This window comes from Tautonia sociabilis, assembly GCF_003977685.1.
Classification (GTDB): domain Bacteria; phylum Planctomycetota; class Planctomycetia; order Isosphaerales; family Isosphaeraceae; genus Tautonia; species Tautonia sociabilis.
In genome coordinates this window covers 145,295-161,033 of sequence record NZ_RYZH01000007.1, presented here as the reverse complement: position 1 = coordinate 161,033, position 15,739 = coordinate 145,295, and the positions used below count along the sequence as shown (strand labels likewise).

General features: G+C 71.6%; 12 protein-coding genes. 5 read left to right on the top strand and 7 right to left on the bottom strand.

The features are described 5' to 3' along the window. Nucleotides 1-99: 99 nt before the first annotated feature. Nucleotides 100-873: an MlaE family ABC transporter permease gene (locus tag TsocGM_RS05675; protein WP_233578390.1), complete on the bottom strand. Its 774-nt coding sequence runs from the start codon at nt 871-873 to the stop codon at nt 100-102. 299 nt (nt 874-1,172) lie between these two features. On the opposite strand from TsocGM_RS05675, the gene TsocGM_RS05670 reads away from it, so the two are divergent. The 3 genes from TsocGM_RS05670 to TsocGM_RS05660 are packed head-to-tail and all read left to right on the top strand — an operon-like array spanning nt 1,173 to nt 3,465. After that, nucleotides 1,173-2,309, top strand: coding sequence for a fatty acid desaturase family protein (locus TsocGM_RS05670; protein WP_126724329.1), 1,137 nt, complete (start codon nt 1,173-1,175; stop codon nt 2,307-2,309). A gap of 36 nt (nt 2,310-2,345) precedes the next feature. Further along, nucleotides 2,346-2,960 carry a hypothetical protein gene (locus tag TsocGM_RS05665; protein WP_126724328.1) on the top strand — a complete coding sequence of 205 codons (615 nt, stop codon included), beginning with the start codon at nt 2,346-2,348 and terminating at the stop codon, nt 2,958-2,960. Between the two features lie 7 nt (nt 2,961-2,967). Next, nucleotides 2,968-3,465, top strand: coding sequence for a tRNA (cytidine(34)-2'-O)-methyltransferase (locus tag TsocGM_RS05660; RefSeq protein ID WP_126724327.1), 498 nt, complete (start codon nt 2,968-2,970; stop codon nt 3,463-3,465). Nucleotides 3,466-3,832: 367 nt separating this feature from the next. Here the strand turns inward: TsocGM_RS05660 and TsocGM_RS25655 are convergent, their stop codons facing one another. Continuing rightward, a complete protein-coding gene (locus tag TsocGM_RS25655; protein WP_148114866.1) occupies nt 3,833-5,545 on the bottom strand; it encodes a hypothetical protein in 1,713 nt (570 codons plus the stop codon). A gap of 364 nt (nt 5,546-5,909) precedes the next feature. Next, nucleotides 5,910-7,571, bottom strand: a complete 1,662-nt coding sequence (locus TsocGM_RS05645; RefSeq protein ID WP_126724325.1) for a hypothetical protein — start codon at nt 7,569-7,571, stop codon at nt 5,910-5,912. A gap of 346 nt (nt 7,572-7,917) precedes the next feature. Between TsocGM_RS05645 and TsocGM_RS05640 the strand changes: the two genes are divergently transcribed. After that, a complete protein-coding gene (locus TsocGM_RS05640; protein ID WP_126724324.1) occupies nt 7,918-9,186 on the top strand; it encodes a threonine synthase in 1,269 nt (422 codons plus the stop codon). A 395-nt stretch (nt 9,187-9,581) separates the two neighbouring features. On the opposite strand, the gene TsocGM_RS27530 is transcribed toward TsocGM_RS05640, so the two are convergent. The 4 genes from TsocGM_RS27530 to asnB all read right to left on the bottom strand — a co-directional run bounded on the left by TsocGM_RS27530 (nt 9,582) and on the right by asnB (nt 14,760). Next, entirely contained in the window at nt 9,582-10,616 is a 1,035-nt protein-coding gene (locus TsocGM_RS27530) for a 1-acyl-sn-glycerol-3-phosphate acyltransferase (protein ID WP_126724323.1), read from the bottom strand. Between the two features lie 2 nt (nt 10,617-10,618). Continuing rightward, nucleotides 10,619-11,950 (bottom strand): MFS transporter, encoded by a 1,332-nt coding sequence (locus TsocGM_RS05630; protein ID WP_126724322.1) that lies wholly within the window; start codon nt 11,948-11,950, stop codon nt 10,619-10,621. Next, a complete protein-coding gene (locus TsocGM_RS05625; RefSeq protein WP_126724321.1) occupies nt 11,947-12,672 on the bottom strand; it encodes a metallophosphoesterase family protein in 726 nt (241 codons plus the stop codon). The genes TsocGM_RS05630 and TsocGM_RS05625 overlap by 4 nt, the downstream gene beginning before the upstream one ends. 195 nt (nt 12,673-12,867) lie before the next feature. Beyond that, nucleotides 12,868-14,760: an asparagine synthase (glutamine-hydrolyzing) gene (gene asnB / locus TsocGM_RS05620; RefSeq protein ID WP_126724320.1), complete on the bottom strand. Its 1,893-nt coding sequence runs from the start codon at nt 14,758-14,760 to the stop codon at nt 12,868-12,870. Here asnB and TsocGM_RS05615 point away from each other — a divergent pair. Beyond that, complete coding sequence (locus TsocGM_RS05615; RefSeq protein ID WP_158633389.1) at nt 14,750-15,478, top strand: DUF1559 family PulG-like putative transporter; 729 nt, start codon at nt 14,750-14,752, stop codon at nt 15,476-15,478. The two genes, asnB and TsocGM_RS05615, sit on opposite strands and share 11 nt — an antisense overlap. The last annotated feature ends 261 nt before the right edge of the window (nt 15,479-15,739 follow it).

Genomic DNA, 15,739 nt, shown 5'->3' with positions numbered 1-15,739 from the left:
GATCCGACCCGACCCGACCCGACCCGACCGGCGAGCGTTCCCGAGACATCCTACGATCGGAGGCCAAGCTCCCCGGAAGGACGCCCGTTCGGGGCCGGTTCAGCCCACCCATCCCGCCGCCGCCGTCACCCACTGGATCAGGGGCACCAGCGCCACGTTCGCCGCAAAGATCAGCAGGACCGACGCCACCACCCCTCGTGTGGCCGATCCGCCGATCGCCTCCGTCGACCGCTCCGATCTGAGGCCCTCCCAGCACCCGACCAGCCCGACAATCAGCCCGAAGATCGCCGTCTTGAGCGTGCCGGGCACCACGTCCGCCAACCTCAGGGAGTCAAGGCAGCGCTCGCCGAAGGCTCGAGCCGAGAGCGATCCTCCCAACAGCTCGGCCGCCAGGCCGCCCAGCAGGGCCGAGGCGTCGAGCACCACCGTCAGCAGCGGCACCGCCAGCGTGCAGGCCACCACCCGAGGGGCGACCAGGCTTGGGATCGGAGGAGCCCCGAGCACCTCGGCGGCGTCCAGCTCCTCGGTCAGCACCTTGGAACTCAGCTCCGCCGCCAGCCCCGCCCCCAGCCGGGCCGCCACCAAGAGGGACGCCAGCATCGGTCCCGTCTCCACCAGCACGGCCGCCGCCAGCACGCTCGGCAGGGTCGCCTCCACGCCGTATCGGATCAGCAGCCTCCGGGTCTGCAACCAGGTCACCAGCCCGATGCTCGCCCCCGCCACCGCCACGACCGGCAGGCTCCCCCAGGCCACCCGCTCGAACTGCCGGAGCACGTCCCCCGGCCTCCTGATCGGCGCCAGCGTCGCCGACAGCGTCGCCCTCAGGGCGAACTCGGCGAACCGGCCCAGGCTCATCAGCATCCCCAGGAGCACCGATTCCGCCTCCTCGACCGCGACCACCCCCGGTCTGTTCGGCCCTTCCCCCCCGATCTCAAGGGAGACAGCCCCACCGGCCTCCACGTTCGATGACGGCCCAGGGCCGCCCCCCTTCCCAGAACAGGACCCCGGCCCGCCTCCTGATCGCACCCGTTGCCGGCCCGGCACCGGAACGATCGGGCAAGATGGGATGACCGTGTCGAGTACGGTATGATAGGCTATCCGTGATGGCTTCCCTGGCCGATCCCACGACCGGAAGGCCGAACGCCCGTCCCCTCCCCTCGAGCAGGCCCGCCATGAGCGACCTCCCCCGAGACGACTCCTGGAAGGCGATCCATCACCGGCTCGTCCCCCTGATGCGGCCGGACAACCGCACGAACATTCTCTACCTGGTCAAGGAGTACGTGCTGCTGGGCCTGGTGCTGACCGCCTGCGGCCTTTGCTTCGCGAGGTGGTCCGACGGCCTCCTGCCGACCTGGGCCTTCCTGCCGATCTCGGCGCTGGGGATCTTCGCCGTCGGGGCGATTCAGCACCGCTTCTCGGCCCTGGCCCACGACGCGAGCCACTACGCCCTGTTCCGGAACAAGCTGGCCAACGAGCTGGCCAGCGACCTTCTTCTGATGTTTCCCATCTTCGGGATGACGCAGCGGTTCCGGGCCACGCACCTGGGGCACCACCAGTACCTCAACGACCCGGAACGCGACCCCGACATCGTCCGGCTCAACCACCCCGTCCCGCACCGGTTTCCCATGCCCAAGGGGGCGTTCGTCCGCCGCTATGTGATCGCCGCGGCTCTTTGGCCGCCGGCCACGCTGCGCTACCTGTTCGGCCAGGCGAAGGGGGCCAACTCCAGCCAGGGGGCGGTATCGAACAACCTCCGGACGATCTACCGGTTCCGCCTCGGCCGGCAGCTTCGGGGGGCCTACTGGCTGTCGGTCCTGACGGTCGTGCACGCGATGGGGCTCTGGCCCCAGTTCTTCCTCTACTGGGTGCTCCCGGCGCTGACGATCTTCCCCATGCTCATGCAGCTCCGGGAGATCTCCCACCACAGTAACGCGCCGGGGGAGGACCGGATCTCCGGCTCCCGGATCTTCCGGGTCAACCCGATCTGGGCCGCCTGTGTTTTTCCCTACGGGCAGGACGACCATCTGACCCACCATCTCTTCGCCATGCTGCCGCACTACAACATGAAGGCGGCCAACCGGATTCTGCTCGAAGACCCGAGCATCCGCGACCGGGCCGTGATCTGCCGGGGGTTCTTCTTCCGGACTTTCGGGACCGACGGCCCCTCGGTGCTCGACGTGCTCTCCCGACAGCCCGAGCCCGGCGACCTGATCTGGGACGGCCCTCCCCGACGGCCGGATCCCGATCCCGTTCGGGAGCCGGTTGCCGCCTCCCCGGAGCCCGCCCTCGCCCCTGCCTCGGGGGCCTGACCGATTCCGATCTTCCCGCCAACCCTCGATGCCCCGATGGCCCACGCCCCCCTTTCGGTCGACGACCTGGCCGCACTCCAGTCCGAGCTGCGCTCCGACCTGCTGCGGGTTGCCCTCCGGGACCGCTGGGAACGCCCGCTGCTGGCAATCGGCTGGCTGCACCTGCTTGCCTTCGCGGTCCACCAGGGGGCGGCGATGGCGCTGAACGCGAGCTGGCCCCACCTGATCCTCTGGCCCGCCGAGGTCGCCGCCGACGTGATGCTGCTCCGGCTGATGCTCGGCCCGTCCTGGTGGCGATCGACTCCGCTGGCGGGGGTCCTCGCCCGGGTCTGGATCACCTTCCTGATCCTCTCCTTCAATGCCGTCACGCTGAACGCGATGACCGGCCTGGGCCTCCGCTGGTACTTCCTCGTCTGGGCCGGCCTGGCCTCGTTCGGTTTCGCCACCACCGCCTGGCTTTGCGGGGTCGGGTTCCTGATCCCCGCCTTCGTCATGTATTTCTCCAGCCTGGCGATGGTCCGATGGATCGAGTGGAGCTTCCTGCTCCAGGGGATCACCTGGTGGCTTGTCCTCCAGGGGATCGCCCTCTGGCTCGTCCGACGCCGGCTCCGGTCCGACTCCGGCGCCGACGACTTCGCCTTCGACGGCTGATCGCCCCATGTCTCCCACCGCCGTCCCCGACCCGACGCCCCCCCGCCTGCACGTTGTGCTCTACCAGCCGGAGATCGCCAGCAACGCCGGGTCGATCGGCCGGACGTGCGTGGCGGTTGGGGCCCGGCTCTGGCTGGTCCGGCCGTTGGGGTTCCTGGTCGGCGACCGCCACCTGAAGCGGGCCGGCCTGGACTACTGGGAGCACCTCGACTGGCGCCTTGTCGACGACCTTGACGAGGCGGTCGCGGCCATTTCCCCCGGCCGCCTCTGGTCCTTCAGCACCCGGGCGGGCCGGTCCTACACCAACGCCCGCTACCTCCCCGGCGACGCCCTCCTCTTCGGCCCCGAGAGCCGAGGGCTTCCTCCCCGGCTGGTCGAGGATCGGCCCGAGTTCGCCGTCCGGATCCCCATGCGAGCCGAGGCCCGCAGCCTGAACCTGGCGGTCTCGGCGGCGGTGGGCGCCTTCGAGGCGGTCCGGCAGCTCGACGAGCCGACGGCCGGCTGATCCTCGATCCTCGATCCTCGGCCGGCGCCGTCCGGTCCTCCCCGGCCGGGACACGAGGGCGGGCGGACCCCTCCGACCGACCGCCGGGGAGCCCGCAGACCCCCCGAAGCCTGCCTCCTCCTCGTCCCCGGGCTCGCCAAGCTCGACCCGGCCGCCGGGCCGAACCGACCCGGGGAGCACCCTCGGGCCGACTCGACCGTCGAGCCCACCCGCCGGGAGGCCGCGGAGGCCTCCCGGAACCAGGGGGGCGCCGGCGACGAGGGCCGGGAGTGCCTCGATCGGGGCGGGCCCGGATTCCGAGGCTGGGGAGACGGCGAGACGCCCCGGAAGGCCGGGACGCCTCGTCCTCGGTCACGGCGGGGTCGCCTCAGAGCGCGTGGAGGTCGGCGGCGACGATCGTCACGCCGCTGTCCAGGTGCAGCCGTTCGACGGCCTCCTCGCTGACGGTGAACGTCATGCTGTGCCGAGGAGCCAGGGAGAAGCCGGCGATCATCGACGGGGAGATGTCCGGCTCGGCCGCCGCCCCGGCGACGGCCAGGCCGTTGAGCAGCAGGGGGGAGGCGTTGTCCACCCGCAGCTTGTAGGTCTGGTGGCCGTCGACCTTCTTCCCCTTGGTCACCTGGCCGCGCACCAGGCGGCCGAGGATCCCGCCGGCCAGGTTGTCGGCCAGCTGCTCGGCCGGGGCGTCGGTGGGGATCGCCAGGGAGAACTTGCCCATCGGGGCCCAGGAGCGGGCCTCGGCGTCGCTGGCGTAGACCAGCACGGTCGCCTCCCGGTCGGACCCCTCGGCCGGCGCCTTGTGGAACCGGATCAGGCAGGCGAGCGACGACTCCTCGGGGGAGGCCGGCGCGTCGAGCCCGACCTCCATACCGAACATTCGGGACCCGCCCAAAACCTGGCAGAGCGGCTCGGCAATCGGGTCGCTTCCGTCCATCTCGATGGAGATCCGCCCCGGAGCGGCCAGCGGAGCCTCCTCCCCGGTCCGTTCCAGCCGCTCGACGAACTGGCGGGCCAGGGTCACTTCAAAGCCGTTGGCCCAGCTGCGGGACAGCTCCGACAGCGAGGTCCAGTCCAGGTCATAGATCAGGTGCCAGAGGACCAGCTGGGAGACGGCCTCGGGGGCCTTCTCCAGCGCCAGTTGACGCAAGGCCTTCTGGACCAGGGGGTCGCGTCCCGCGTCGGTCTGGGCGATGTCGGCCAGCCGAAGGGGCTCCCCCTCGCTGGGCAGGACGGCTCGGCCGCCGACCGGCGGGGCCAGGCTCACGGCTCGGGTGCGGAGGTTCCGGGTCTGACCGGGCTGGAGCGCGGCCGTCGGCAGGCCGGTCGGCGGCACCGAGCGGAACCCCCCGCCCATGCCGCCCATGCCCATGCCTCCCATGCCCATACCGCCCATGCCCATGCCGCCCATGCCCATACCGCCCATACCGCCCATCATGCCACCGCCCATCATGCCCATGCCGCCCATCATGAGGGAGGTGTAGTCCCAGGTATCGGGCTCGATCATCCGCATGATCATCATGCCGAGCATCATCATGCCCATCGAGGCCGGCATGGTGCCGCCGCCCATCATGCCACGGCCCATGCCCATACCGCCCATGCCGCCCATACCTCCCATGCCACCCATGCCACCCATACCGCCCATACCCCCGCCGAAGCCACCCATGCCGCCCATACCGCCGCCGAAGCCGCCCATGCCGCCCATACCGCCGCCGAAGCCGCCCATGCCGCCGAACTGGCCGGCGGCGCCGGAGGCGACCAGACCGGGGGGCAGCACCACCCGAAGGGGATGACTTGTGGTGTTGGTGACCGAGATGGTCATCGTCCCGCCCCGGGCTCCCTCGGCGCTCAGGCGGAGCTGACCGGTTCGGGCACCGTCGAGGAGGCCGAGGATCGGGGGGGAGTCATCGGGGACGGGGACCGAGGCGGTGGGGACCGAGGGGGCCTCCACCGTCGGCGACGGAGAGGTCGCGGGATCGTCCCCGTTTCCGGAATGAGACTGCGCCGAGGCGAACGAACCGAGGAACACGCTGAGGCCGCCGATCGCGGCGGCGAAGTATCGAGAGAACGTGCCTGAGGACATCGTTGAGAGGCTCTCGATGGGCAGGGCGATCACGCGCACCGGCGTCGTCGGGGAGAACCGTACCTAGGGCCACCCAGGCCGACGAAACGCTGGAGGGCGGATTGTCGATCACCAGCATTCTACGCGCGAATCCCTCGCCCAAGTCCCACGTCGCGGCCGAGAGGACCGCGACGACAACCCGTCAGTCGATCCGACGATTGGGGACACGTGCTTATTCGCGCCGGAGTCGGTTGCCGATTCCAAGGAGGCCGGCGATTCCGAACGGCCCCCCAAACGCGCAACGACGCCGCCACGGATGCATCCGTGGCGGCGTCGCGGGAGGGACCAACCCGGGTGATCAGTCGATCCGACGATCAGGGGAGGCTCAAAGGCCGCTCAGGTCGGCGGCGACGATCGTCACGCCGCTCTCCAGGTCCAGTCGCTTGACGGATTCCTCGGTGACGGTGAACGTCATGCTCCGGCGGGGGGAGAGGGCGAAGCCGGCGATCATCGCCGGGGAGACATCCGGTGCCGTGGTCGCCCCGGCGACGGCCAGGCCGTTGAGCAGCAGGGGGGAGGCGTTGTCCACCCGCAGCTTGTAGGTCTGGTGGCCGTCGACCTTCTTCCCCTTGGTCACCTGGCCGCGCACCAGGCGGCCGAGGATTCCGCCGGCCAGGTTATCGGCCAGCTGCTCGGCCGGGGCGTCGGCGGGGATCGCCAGGGAGAACTTGCCCATCGGGGCCCAGGAGCGGGCCTCGGCATCGCTGGCGTAGACCAGCACGGTCGCCTCCCGGTCGGACCCCTCGGCCGGCGCCTCATGGGCCCGGATCAGGCAGGCCAGGGCCGGACCCTCGGGGGAGGCCGGCGCGTCGAACTCGACGGCGAGCCCCAGCATCGGCACGCCCTGGAGCACCTCCCGCAGCGAGGCCGACAGCTCCTCGTCCCCCTGGAACTCCAAGTAGAGCGTCGCCGGGGCGATCGGGCTGAGCTCCGACTCCGGCTGGGTGATCCGATCGGCGAACTGCCGAGCCAGGGTCAGCTCCTGCGCGTTGGCCCAGCCGCGGGAGAGCCGGCCGATGGTCGCCCAGTCCAGGTCATAGATCAGGTACCAGAGGACCAGCTGGGAGACGGCCTCGGGGGCCTTCTCCAGCGCCAGTTGACGCAAGGCCTTCTGGACCAGGGGGTCGCGTCCCGCGTCGGTCTGGGCGATGTCGGCCAGCCGAAGGGGCTCCCCCTCGCTGGGCAGGACGGCTCGGCCGTCGACCGGCGGGGCCAGGCTCACGGCTCGGGTGCGGAGGTTCCGGGTCTGACCGGGTTGCAGCGCGGCGGTCGGCAGGCCGGTCGGCGGCACCGAGCGGAACCCCCCGCCCATGCCTCCCATGCCCATGCCGCCCATGCCGCCCATGCCCATGCCGCCCATGCCTCCCATGCCCATGCCGCCCATGCCGCCCATGCCGCCGCCCATCATGCCCATGCCACCCATCATGAGCGAGGAGACGTCCCAGGTGTCGGGCTCGATCATCCGCATGATCATCATGCCGAGCATCATCATGCCCATTGAGGCCGGCATGGTGCCGCCGCCGCCCATGCCGCCCATGCCCATGCCACCCATGCCGCCCATGCCACCCATACCGCCCATACCGCCCATACCGCCCATACCGCCCATGCCACCCATCCCGCCGCCGAAGCCACCCATCCCGCCGCCGAAGCCACCCATCCCGCCGCCGAAGCCGCCCATCCCGCCGAACTGGCCGGCGGCGCCGGAAGCGACCAGGCCGGGAGGCAGCACGACCCGGAGCGGGGATTGCGAGCGATTGGTCACCGAGAGGGTCATAGAGCCGCCTCGGGCCCCCTCGGCCTTGACGGCGAGCTGGCCGCTGCGGAGCCCTTCGAGCAGATCGATCACCGGCGGCTCGGCGGTTGGGGCCGCGTTGTCGGTGAGGGCCGGGGCGGCGGCCTCGGTCTGGGCCGAGGCGACCGGCCCGGAGAAGACGAGGACGCCGACGAGGGCGGCCAGGGGGGAGAGTCTCGTGAGGAGCGATCGCATGATTCGAATGCCTTTCCTCGATTTGGGAATCGCGCGGGATCCCGGAGGCGGAAAGGACGTCCCCGGAACTGGATCCCGGCCGACAGCGACTTGAGCCCGGCTCGGCCAGGGACTCGGTGAGGAACCGAGGAGCCCGGCCGCTCAAACGGACCCGAGGGGATCGGGTCGTCGGAGGGTTGGCCCGTCGCTTCCAGGGACGGCCCCGCCCCGGTCGGTATTCGATCGCACCGGGGAAGCTCGGCTCGAACCGGGGGAGCCGACGGCGGGGATCCGCTAGAATCCGGCAAGGCGACCCCGGCGGCCGGGTTGCCCCGGCCCGACGACCGCCCGGAGCCCGGAGCGAGGTATGCGATACGTCTCCCACCTCTCCTGCACCGTCTGCGGAGCAACCTACCCGGCCGACCGGGTGATGAACCTCTGCGAGCGCGACGGGAGGCCGGTGCAGATCGTGCTCGACCTGGATCGCCTGAGGGCCGAGCGGGGCCCCGATCGGTTCTGGGACCCCGGCCGGCGCGACCTCTGGCGGTTCGGCGGGCTGCTGCCGATCGACCCGACCGACCCGGACGACCGCCGGCACGTCGTCTCGCTGGGGGAGGGGGGGACGCCGATCCTGCCGTACCCGCACCCGGCCGCCGAGCGGATCGGCTGCCGCTTGGAGGTGAAGGACGAGGGGAAGCCGCATCCCGGCTTCGGGGCCAACCCCACCCTCTCGTTCAAGGACCGGGGGATGGCGATGACCGTCTCGATGGCCCGGGCCCTGGGGCTCTCCCGGCTCGCCGTGCCGACCCAGGGGAACGCGGGGGACGCCCTGGCCCGGTACGCGGTGGCGGCGGGAATCGAGGCCGTGATCGTCATGTCCCCCGACACCGACCGGCCGGTCCTGGGGAACGTGGCCGCCCTGGCGGTGCTGCACCCCGACCGCGTCCGGCTGGAGCTGGTGCCGGGGACGATCGTCGACTGCGGGGCCCGGATCCGAGACCATTACGTCCCGATCGGCTTCTTCAGCGTGGCCACCTTCCAGGAGCCCGGCTGGAGGACCGAGGGGAAGAAGACGCTTGGCCTGGAGATGGCCGAGCCCTCCGGCGACCGGCTGGCCGACCGGCGCTGGGAGCTGCCGGACGTGATCGTCTACCCGACCGGGGGGGGCACCGGGGTGGTCGGGATGGCCAAGGGGTTCGACGAGCTGGAGCGGCTCGGCCTGGTGGGGCCGAAGCGGCCAAGGTTCGTCTGCGTGCAGTCGTCGGCGACGGCTCCCCTGGTCCGGGCCTTCGAGTCCGGGGCCGAGGACATTACCCCCGAGCCGGCCGGGAAGACCATCGCCACCGGCCTGAACGTGGCCCGGAACGTCGGGCACATCAACGTGCTCCGGATCGTCCGCCAGACCGGAGGCTGCGCCCTGGCGGTCGACGACGATCGGATCCGGTCGGTCCTCCGGGAGGAGTGGCGCCAGCGTCGGTTCGCCTGGTCGCCGGAGGGGGCGGCCACGCTCGCCGTCCTGGAGGAGCTGGCCGACCGCCGGGTCGTCGGGGCCGGCGACCGCGTCGTGCTGGTGAACACCGCCGCTGCCGAGAAGTACCTGCCGACGATCCGGGACTGCCTGGACGGGGGGCTCTGAACGCGATCGGAACGCGATCGGAACGCGATCGGTGCGCTCGGATCCTTGAGAAGGCGTTTCTCGCAATCAATTGTGAAAAGCCGAGTTGCGTCGATCGATCCGGGCCGGCTTGGGTTCGTTCCGCGCACCGTCGCGCCGGGAATCGAGGGCGGGGATCGGCTCGACCTCGGCCGAGGCAGGCGTCGGCCCCGGGCCGTCGCCGAGCGGGGCCGGACACCGTTCGGCGCGCTCAAGACGAGCGACGGGCGATCTCCCGAACGAACGGTCAATCCGACGAACACGGGGGATGACCTGACGGCGGTGATGGTGGGCGCGGGTGTCTGTATGTTTGGGTGGGTTGCCAAGGAGCGAAGGGGTTCCTCTCCTGGATCATCTGGAGGGAAGGGGAGGGGCGGTCAGGGAATTGGTGAGGAGAGAAAGACGAAGCCGTCGCGGTCGATGCGGGCGAGCAGGCCGGTGTCTTGCCAGGAGGGGGAGCCGGCGATGCGGGCCTGGAGGCGGCCCTCGGTGTCGGCGGGCAGGGGGGAGCCGTCGTCGCCGACGACGCGGAGGGCGACGCCGGGGACGGCCTGGCCGACGGAGCCGGGCTTCTGGCCGATCTGGCGGATGCCTCCGCGGTCGAAGTTGGCGGTGGAGGCGGCCAGCAGGCCGAGGGAGGGGTGGTGGAGGCGGGGCAGAGCGGGGTCGAGCGTTTCCAGGGGCCTGGCCTTCGCCCGGGGGGGCCGGGCCTCGAAGGCGGAGACGCCAGCCAGGAGGATCGCTTGCCGGGCGGAGAAGACGGTCAGGGGACGCTCGACGGGGGGGCCGAAGGAGACGACGACCGTGCGCCGCCAGTCGCTCGGCCACTTGAAGAAGAAACGGCCGCCGGAGTAGCTCAGGGGGCTCCCCCAGAGGTTGTCGAGGTAGCAGGGGATGACCGGGACGTGTTCTCGGGCCGAGGCGATGACCTCGATGCCGCGGTAGAGGGGGCCCATCAGGCCGTTGCGGGAGATCTGGGCCTCGGGGAAGAGGCCGAGCACGTCGCCTCGGTCGAGGACCTCGAAGGCGGCTCGGAGCATGGCGCGCTGGGCCTTCGGCCCGCGATCGGGCACGGGGATCATCCCCGACCGCTTCGCCAGCGGGCCGAGGATCGGAATGCCGAGATATGTGGCGTTGACCAGCGCGTAGCCCCGGCGGGGGACGGCCGCGGCGAGGATGAACCCGTCGATCCAGGAGACGTGGTTGGCGATCACCAGCGCCGGGCCGGTCGGGGGCAGGTGCTCGGCGCCGAGGACCTTGATCCGGTAGCACGGCCAGAGGACCAGCCGCAGGGCCGACTGGATCGAGTCGGGCCGGACGGCGGCGACCAGCAGGAGGAACAGCAGGGGACAGAGCAGCAGGAACGCCGCGCCTCCCAGCAGGCCCAGCGCGATCCAGAGCGTCTCGGACATGGTCAGGCGGCCTCCGTCCCGGTCGGTTCGGCGCTGGGGTCGTCGATGGTGATGGCGATGGCCTTGAGCCTCGCCAGGGGGCGGACGGCGAACAGCGCCAGGCAGGTGACGAGGGCGGCCGCGACGAAGGCGGGCGCGAAGCGGTCGCCGAAGGCGGCGACGGTCCGGATGAACAACCAGCTTCCCATGACACTCAGGTTCGAGACGGCCATGAACAGGGCGAAGGTGGAGGCGGCCATTCTTGGGTCGGAGGCCTCCATCGCCAGGACGTAGAAGAGGGCCTCGGTCCAGCCGTTGGCGACGCCGAAGAGGAAGCTCAGCAGCCCGGCCCCCCAGGGCGAGTCGGCGGCGATGAGCGCCTGGGAGGCCTCGGTGACGGCCAGGCCGAGCACGGCGACCCGCAAGGTGCCGCGACGGCCGAGCCGGGAGGCCCCGAGGGGCAGGAGCAGGCCGCCGAGGGCTCGGCCGAGGGTGCGGGCGGAGCCGAACCGGCCGATGGCGCCGGGACCGTAGTCGAGGCGGTCGTAGTGGATCGGCAGGTTGATCTCCACTCCCCAGGCGACGACCGCGTAAAAGGTGCCGAAGGCGATGAGTACCAGGGCTCGGGGTCGGATCAGCACCTTCAGGGCGGCCCAGCGGAAGCGCTCGGCGTCGGCGGATCGGTCCGGCTCGCGCAGGACCAGGGCGACCGCCAGCGGGACGAGGGTGAGGCCGGCGCAGGCCCAGAGCACCCCTTCTCCCCGGCCGGGCCCGGTGCCGGTGGCCTGCAGCCAGGCGCCGAAGCCCAGGGTGGCGACGGCTGCGGTGGCGAACCGGGAGAAGATGAGCATCCCCTGCACGCGCTCTCGGTCGCCGGGGGGGGTGATGTCGATGACCAGGCCGTCGGTGCAGGTGTCGTACAGGGCCAGGCCGACGACGGCCATCAGCGCGACGGCGGCGAAGGCGGTGGTCGAGGAGCCCGGGTCGATCCGGGTCAGGCCGACGAGGCCGACGGCCTGGATCGTCAGCCCGAGGACGATGTAGGGGGAGCGGTGGCCGAGGCCGAGCAGGCGGATGCGGTCGGAGAGCGGGCCGAAGACGAACTTGAAGGCGAAGGGGAGCAGCACGACGAAGCCGATGAAGCCGATGGCCTCGTCGGAGACGCCGGCGGCTCCCATGTAGCCCTGGTTGAAGTTGGCGAAGTAGGCGAAGACGACTCCCTGCACCGCGTAGAGCAGGCAGAACAGGGTGAGGTAGGCCAAGGGGACCCGTCGGGCAAGCGGACGGGGAGGCGTTCCGGCCGGGGTCGCCGGGGGGATCGAGGCGCCCTCGGCCGGCTCGGGAGGCGCGGTCATGCCAGGCCTCCCTGGGTGAGGGGGGGCGCCGAGGGGAGCCGGCCCAGGCGGAGCCCCTCGGCGTAGAGGCGCTTGGCCCCTTCGGGGAGGTCGGTGGCGTCCATGCGGGCGATCGTCTCCGCGATCGGGTAGGGGACCCGCTTGAGCAGGATCTTGCCGTCCTCGATGACGGCGTAGGAGGCTCGGGGGTCGCCGTCCCGGGGCTGGCCGACGCTGCCGGGGTTGAGCACGACGACTCCCCCGGCGACGAGGTTGAACTGCATGTGGGAGTGGCCGACGCAGACGATGTCGGCCTCGGCGCCGTCGACCCGGCGGGCCCAGGTTTCGGGGTCCTTCATCAGGTACTCGTCGAGCGGGTCGCGCGGGGTGCCGTGCACCAGCAGGTAGCGCTTGCCGTGCAGGGTGAGGCGTTGCATCAGCGGGAGCTGAAGCAGGTAGCGGCGCTCGGCGGGGCCGAGGGCGGACCAGTGGCGCTGCCGGGTCAGGCCGGTGAGGTAGCGGTAGCCGTGGTCTCCGCTGACCTCGATCCCCTGGGCGACGCCGTGATCGTGGTTGCCCCGGATGCAATAGTGGGCGTGCGCCATCGCCCATCGGACGCAGGGGAGGGGGTCGGGTCCGTAGTCAACGAGGTCGCCGAGGCAGAGGCAGACGTCGTGCGGCTCGTCGATCGCCGCCAGGGCGGGCCAGTTCGCGTGGATGTCCGAGACGACGAGGATCCGCACGACGAGTTCCCTTCGATCGCCGATCCCGGGCACGGGAGAGAGGAGTTCGGGAGGCCGGGGCGGGGGCCGGGGCCGAGAGCGGGGCCAAGGGCGGGCCAGCCGATCGCTCCCCTCGACTCCGGGGGCCTCCCGTCCGGGGGATGGCCCCGATTTCCCCCGGCCCCCTCGCCGGGAAGCCGCCGGTCTGCCGTCCGGTCAGCCGCCGTCGAGCCAGCGGTCGATCCAGAGCTGGAGGACCAGCAGCGTCCAGAGCGGCTTGCGGTGGTCTCGGACGCCCTGGCGGTGCTCGAGGATCAACCGGGAGACGGCCTCGGGCCGGAGCAAGCCCTGCTGGCGGAGGCGGTCGGGGGCGAGCAAGCGGTCGAGCAGGCCGGAGAGGGGGCCTCGGAGCCAGCGCGCCACCGGGATGCCGAACCCCTTCTTCGGCCGCCGGAGGATCGACGCCGGTAGCCTATCCCACGCCGACGCCTTGAGCAATCGCTTCCCGGAGCCTCGGGCGAACTTGTAGGAGGCCGGCAGGCGCTGGATCTCCTCGACCAGCTCGGCGTCGAGGAACGGGGCGCGAACCTCTAGGCTGGCGGCCATGCTCGCTCGGTCGACCTTGGTGAGGATATCCTCAGGAAGGTACGTTTCCTGGTAGAGCCGGAGCGACCGGGAGAGGGGGTCCAGCCCGGGGGGGATCGCCTCGAACCGGGCCAGGTGCTCGGCCTCGACGTCGACCGAGGGGGGGGCGGCGAGCACCTCGACTAGCTCGGGCCCGCTGAAGGAGCCGATCCAGCGCTGGTGGGCGATGGCGTCGGGAGCGGAGGCCCCCCGGACGAACCGCTTGAGCTTGAAGTCGAGGCTGATGTTGCCGTGGTCGACCGGCAGCCGGTCGACGGCCGCTCCGACGAGCGACCGGGCCGATGAGGGGAGCCTCCGGAAGATTCGGGCGGCGCGCTGAGCGGCGAAGGTGGGATAGCCGGCCAGCAGCTCATCGGCGCCGTCGCCGCCGAGGCAGACGGTGACCTCGGCCTGGGCGAACCGGCTGAGCAGGTGGGTGGGCAGGATCGAGGCGTCGCCGAAGGGCTCGTCGAGCCAGTCGGCGACCTCGGGGAGCAGCTCCAGGACGTCGGAGACGGCGAAGGTGCGCTCGTGGTGGTCGGTCCCCAGGTGCCGGGCGACGGCCCGGGCGTGGGCGCTCTCGTCGAAGCTCGGGTCGTCGAAGCCGATGGAGAAGGTGCGGATGGCCGCCGGAGGCTCCAGCTCGGCCAGCGCCGCGGCGACGCTCGACGAGTCGACGCCGCCGGAGAGGAAGACGCCCAGGGGGACGTCCGACCTCCGGTGCCGGGCGACGGCGGCCCGGAAGTCGTCCCAGAAGCGGGAGCGGGCCTGGTCGAAGGGGGGGGCGTCGGCCTCGGAGACGGGAAGGGCCGGGACGTGGTAGCGCCGGACGGCGGCGCCGGGGCGGTCGAGGGACCATTCCAGCAGGTGGCCGGCCGGGAGCTTCTTGATACCGTCCCAGATCGAGCCCGGGGCCGGGACGTACTCGTAGAAGAGGTAACGCGCCAGGCCGTCGGGGTCGAGCCGTCGGGGGACGTCGGGGTGGGCGAGCAGGGCCTTGGGCTCGGAGCCGAAGACGAGGCCTCCCCGGGAGGTCTCGCAGTAAAAGAGGGGCTTCTGGCCCATGCGGTCTCGGGCCAGGACCAGGCGGCGATGGCGGGAATCCCAGAGGGCCAGGGCGAACATGCCGTTGAGCCGGCGGACGAAGTCGGGCCCCTCGTCCTCATAGAGGTGGACGAGGGACTCGGTGTCGCATCGGGAGCGGTAGCGGTGGCCCCGGGCCTCCAGCTCGAGGCGGAGGGCGGGCTCGTTGTAGATCTCGCCGTTGTAGGAGATCCAGACGGAGCCGTCCTCGTTGCTCATCGGCTGGGCGCCGAGCGAGGGGTCGATGATCGCCAGGCGGCGGTGGCCGAGCCCGGCGGGGCCGTCGACGAAGGCGCCGTCGCCGTCGGGGCCCCGGTGGCGGATCGGTCCGGTCATGCGGCCGAGCAGGGCGAGGTCGGCGGGCTCGCCGACGCGATTGACAAAGCCGGCGATGCCGCACATCGGTTCGTCTCGATCCTTCCCGCGGACAGCGGTCGCTCCCGATCCATTATGCCAAGGGATCGCCTCGGGCCAAGCCGCCTGCCCCTCGCCTCGGACGTCCCGGTCCCGGCCCGAACCCGGCTTCGGCCGGACCAATTCTCGGTTCAACATTGGGCCGAGCCTCTGGATCTCCCCCGGCAGCTCCGTCCCGCTCTCCTGGGAGGGGCCGTTCACCGGCCATCGCTTCTACCGGGTGTCGCAGTTCTCCGACGGACTCTCGCAGACCATTGGTGCCTCCGAGCGTCGCCAGGGGGACTGGACCTCGGGGCGATACGACCGGGGCGGGGACGACTTGCTGGGGGACATCGACCTCCAGGCGCGGAGCGACGATCCGGACTGGGCCGTCTCTGTCTGCACCGGATTGTCCCCCCGGTCCGTCCCTCACGAATCCCGAGGGGGCGAGACGTGGTTCCTCTCCGGCCTGCACTGCTCGAACTCCAATCATGGTGCTCCACCCAACGCGACGACCGACGATTGCTCGGTCGACCCCCTGAACGTCGACCTCCACACGAGAACCCTCCACTCGGGGGTCTTCGCCGCCCGGAGCGCCCACCTCGGTGGGGTCAACACGCTGGCGATGGATGGCAGCGTTCGGTTCGCGAGGGACTCCCTCGCCCTGCCGGTCTGGCGGGCGCTGGCGACGAGAGCCGGGGGAGAGGCGGTTTCCCTCGACGACTAGGAGACGATCGGCCCGGAAGGCGAGCCAGACACGGTCCAGGGGCACACCAAAGCGGGGACGCTCCCGGAATCGGGACGTCCCCGGTCCGTTCCCCCCCCCCCCCCGAGAGTCGGGGAGGCGGTCATGGGCCAGGAGAGCCGAGGGCGAGGGCCCGGCCCAATCGGGACGGGGAGTGGTGGGGCCCTTGAGGATCGGCCGGCTCCGGGCAGGCGTTGAATTCGGCGGGGGGCGCGCATACGCTTGCCTTATCTTGGTATCGGG

Coding starts and splice junctions, on each gene's coding strand:
- TsocGM_RS25655 (WP_148114866.1), bottom strand. CDS start 5,545: ATGTCCTCAGGCACGTTCTCTCGATACTTCGCCGCCGCGATCGGCGGC.
- TsocGM_RS05670 (WP_126724329.1), top strand. CDS start 1,173: ATGAGCGACCTCCCCCGAGACGACTCCTGGAAGGCGATCCATCACCGG.
- TsocGM_RS05665 (WP_126724328.1), top strand. CDS start 2,346: ATGGCCCACGCCCCCCTTTCGGTCGACGACCTGGCCGCACTCCAGTCC.
- TsocGM_RS27530 (WP_126724323.1), bottom strand. CDS start 10,616: ATGTCCGAGACGCTCTGGATCGCGCTGGGCCTGCTGGGAGGCGCGGCG.
- TsocGM_RS05645 (WP_126724325.1), bottom strand. CDS start 7,571: ATGCGATCGCTCCTCACGAGACTCTCCCCCCTGGCCGCCCTCGTCGGC.
- TsocGM_RS05640 (WP_126724324.1), top strand. CDS start 7,918: ATGCGATACGTCTCCCACCTCTCCTGCACCGTCTGCGGAGCAACCTAC.
- TsocGM_RS05660 (WP_126724327.1), top strand. CDS start 2,968: ATGTCTCCCACCGCCGTCCCCGACCCGACGCCCCCCCGCCTGCACGTT.
- TsocGM_RS05630 (WP_126724322.1), bottom strand. CDS start 11,950: ATGACCGCGCCTCCCGAGCCGGCCGAGGGCGCCTCGATCCCCCCGGCG.
- asnB (WP_126724320.1), bottom strand. CDS start 14,760: ATGTGCGGCATCGCCGGCTTTGTCAATCGCGTCGGCGAGCCCGCCGAC.
- TsocGM_RS05615 (WP_158633389.1), top strand. CDS start 14,750: ATGCCGCACATCGGTTCGTCTCGATCCTTCCCGCGGACAGCGGTCGCT.